4 protein-coding genes are annotated in these 2,254 nt (G+C 63.9%); all 4 read right to left on the reverse strand.

The window, feature by feature from the left end; translation table 11 throughout:
• Window positions 1–72 precede the first annotated feature (72 nt).
• Window positions 73–882, reverse strand: coding sequence for a flagellar biosynthetic protein FliO (locus tag KA184_08400; protein ID MBP8129590.1), 810 nt, complete (start codon window positions 880–882; stop codon window positions 73–75).
• A complete protein-coding gene (locus KA184_08405) occupies window positions 879–1,214 on the reverse strand; it encodes a FliM/FliN family flagellar motor switch protein (protein ID MBP8129591.1) in 336 nt (111 codons plus the stop codon). The genes KA184_08400 and KA184_08405 overlap by 4 nt, the downstream gene beginning before the upstream one ends.
• Window positions 1,211–1,717, reverse strand: a complete 507-nt coding sequence (locus KA184_08410) for a flagellar basal body-associated FliL family protein (GenBank protein ID MBP8129592.1) — start codon at window positions 1,715–1,717, stop codon at window positions 1,211–1,213. The genes KA184_08405 and KA184_08410 overlap by 4 nt, the downstream gene beginning before the upstream one ends.
• Before the next feature lie 6 nt (window positions 1,718–1,723).
• The coding region (locus tag KA184_08415; GenBank protein MBP8129593.1) for an OmpA family protein at window positions 1,724–2,254 on the reverse strand (531 nt) is incomplete at its 5' end.

Below are 2,254 nucleotides of genomic sequence, written 5' to 3' on the forward strand. Positions count from 1 at the left end.
CCCGGGGTCTCCGCCTCTTGTGCCGGAAGCGGGGCCGTGGCGCTCAATGCGAGGCACAGCAGGAAAAGCGTCTTAGTCGCGCGCGTCACGGGCTCGTTCCTGCAAATGTTGCCGCAGCCGCTGAATATCCCCGCGCAGGGCCGCAATCTCATCATCCGGACCGGAGGCCGATTCCGTTTCACTTGCCAGGTTGGCGCGCAGACGTTCCAGAAAGCGTTTCGACGGGGCGGGAAGTCCCCCGTCCGGACCGGAACCGGCCAGAAACGTCTCGGCGTCAAACTCCGTGATCAGTTGGGCCGTGTTTTGAGCGACCGCGATGAGCAGGACCCGGTCTCCCGACCGCACGTAATGCAGGCACACGCGAGGCGTCAGGTACAGCCGGCCCAGCACCTCGCCGTATTGCTGCCCGGCCAGCAACGGGGTGCGGCGGCCGGCCTTCCGCAGCAAATACACGCCGGCCAGGATGCCGGCACAAATCAAACAGAGCCACATAAGCGCCTGGAGCACCCGCCGCGAGAGGCCGGCATCTTCCGTAACCGCCGCCGCGCCCGGCGCCCCGGTGCCGCCCTCATACTCGCGGTCCAGCCGCGCCATATAGGCTGGCCTGTCCACTGTGGAAGCAGGCTGTGTAGCCTCAGGCGGTCCAAGCTGCGGCGGGGGCTGCGGAGGAGGCTGCGGAGGAGGAGCCGGCGCATAGCTATTCAGCGGCAATCCCTCCGCGGGTTTCGTGGATTCGCCCGGCACGGACGGCGTTTCCAGGAACATCTTTGCCGCCGGCACAAAAGACGCGCGGTCACGCGGCGCCGGCCGGGATTCCTGCGCGGCTGTGCTGAAGGCCATTACCAGCAGGGCAAGTCCGGCTGCGGGAACAAGAGACTTCATAGTTCATAGTTCCCCCGGGGATTAATGATCTCGGCGATACGCACATGCAACGAATCGCCCAACACGACGACTTCCCCCTTGGCAAAGGGGATGCCATTGACATAAAGGTCAATCATCTCGCCCGCTATCTTGTCCATCGCCAGGACGCTGCCGCGCCGCAGTTCCAGAACATCACGAACGAGCAAGGAGCAGTTGCCCAAGTTCGCGGTCACGTTCAGTCGCACATGGCGCAAGTCTGTAACGGACAAGTGCTCGGTAGCGCCCGCAACCGGAGTCAGTTCGCTCTCATAAGGCGGCCCGGGCGCGCCGGCATGTGGGTCAGTTTGGCTCATTGCTCGACCAGCGTGTATTTCCGGTGCAACACCTTCGTAACGGCCAAGTCCATCGCGGGTGCGCATTCCTTCAACAAGGCATTGGCCTGGCGCAAAGCCTCTTCGCGCACCAAGTCCTTCTCCAGCGGGTCGCTTAGCTGGCGATGCGTCCTGGAAGAATAGAGGTCCACGAGCATTCCCTCGAAATGGGGCCGGTTGGCCTCGATCACCTGAACGGTCTCCGGATTCTTGCACGCCAACGTAATGGAAAGGATGAGGATCGGCGAGGTGCCGTCCGGGTCATCAGGCAACCCCGTCACCTGCAGGTCCTTGAACTCGACGAAATTGGTGCCGGGCCCCGTCTGTGTCTGGCTTTCACCGCCGTCGCTTACCATGGGCCGGATAACGAACAAGAACAGCGTCAAGGCAATGACGGCGGAGAGCATAGCGATGATAGCGATGACGAGCCAGAGCGCGAGCCCCGAATTATGCGCCCGGTGTCCCGACCGTGCCTCTCGTTTCATGACGGATCACCTCCGTTCCAGAGTCGAAAAATCCACACCACCCGGCTCGGGCTGTTCCGTTACGCCGCCTTGCGTCTCGAACCGCTCCTTGATGGTCCTGACGCGCTCCCGCTCCACGATACCGCGAATAAAGACATCGACCCGCCGGTTCGCGGCCTGGCCCGCCGGGGTGTCGTTCGGAGCGACCGGCTGCCCGTCGCCGCAGGCGACAACCTCCAACTGATTCAGGGGAACGCCGCCTTGTGCGGCCAAGCGCCGCGCCACCGCATCGGCGCGCCAGTAGCTCAGGTCATGATTATCCCGATAGCGCACGCTGGTTATCAAGGGGCTGTTGTCCGTATGACCACGGACCTCGATAAACGCGGCGGGAAGGTCTGCCAGCAGCGCCGCTATTTCCTGGAGGATTGGCGCCGCGGCGGGCTTCAGGTCGGCGCTGGCCGGGTCGAACAGGACCGAGTCGGGCAGAGTGAGCCGGATGCCGCCGGTGGCGTCGTAGTCGATCTGCACCATCTCCGCGCGGCCCGTAATCTGCAGGCG

The sequence above is a fragment of the Candidatus Hydrogenedentota bacterium genome (assembly GCA_018005585.1).
Classification (GTDB): domain Bacteria; phylum Hydrogenedentota; class Hydrogenedentia; order Hydrogenedentales; family JAGMZX01; genus JAGMZX01.

Bases quoted from the DNA above. Each gene is read 5' to 3' on its own strand.
- KA184_08405 (MBP8129591.1), bottom strand. From the start codon at position 1,214: ATGAGCCAAACTGACCCACATGCCGGCGCGCCCGGGCCGCCTTATGAG.
- KA184_08410 (MBP8129592.1), bottom strand. From the start codon at position 1,717: ATGAAACGAGAGGCACGGTCGGGACACCGGGCGCATAATTCGGGGCTC.
- KA184_08400 (MBP8129590.1), bottom strand. From the start codon at position 882: ATGAAGTCTCTTGTTCCCGCAGCCGGACTTGCCCTGCTGGTAATGGCC.